Genomic DNA, 594 nt, shown 5'->3' with positions numbered 1-594 from the left:
GACCGACTGGAGCGCCGCGTACCAGGCGGCGGCCATCTTGTCGTAGCCGTTGGCGGTGGGGTGGATGCCGTCGATCAGGTCGCCGGTGGTCAGCTTGCTGTGCATGTCGACCAGGTGGACGCGCTTGCCGCTGTTGACCTTGGACTGCACGATGCCGGGGATCGCCGAGTTGAAGTTGCGGGCGGCGGCCTCCTGGCCGGAGTTCGACAGCGGGATGATGGTCGCGACGAACACGTCGGCGTTCGGCGCCGCCGCGGTGATGTGGTCGATCAGCGTGGACAGCCGCTGCGGCGCGCCGGACACGTTGTAGTTCTGCAGCACGTCGTTGGTGCCGATGTGCAGCAGTACCGTGCGCGGGGTGGAGTTGCGCAGCCAGCCGTTGATGTTCGCGTCGATCTGGTCGATCCGCCACCCGGGGTGTCCCTCGTGGTCGTGGTCGCCCAGGTTGCCCGGTCCGTTGTACTGCGATCCGACGAAGTCGGTCGTGTAGCGGCCCGCGGCCAGGCGCTGCCACAGCCCGATCCGGTAGCCGCCGGGCACCTGCGTGCCCTCGGTGATCGAGTCGCCCAGCGGCATCACCCGCACCCCGCCGTT

Annotated in this window: 1 protein-coding gene; it reads right to left on the bottom strand. The window is 68.9% G+C overall.

Annotated elements, in window-relative coordinates; all coding sequences use genetic code 11:
• On the bottom strand, positions 1 to 594 hold a 594-nt coding region (locus FLX07_RS35935; RefSeq protein WP_208762581.1), incomplete at both ends, for an SGNH/GDSL hydrolase family protein.

The sequence above is a fragment of the Microbispora bryophytorum genome (genome assembly GCF_006874465.1).
GTDB classification, from domain to species: domain Bacteria; phylum Actinomycetota; class Actinomycetes; order Streptosporangiales; family Streptosporangiaceae; genus Microbispora; species Microbispora bryophytorum.
Note: the sequence above shows the minus strand (reverse complement) of the source record. Positions and strands in the feature narration are given on the sequence as shown.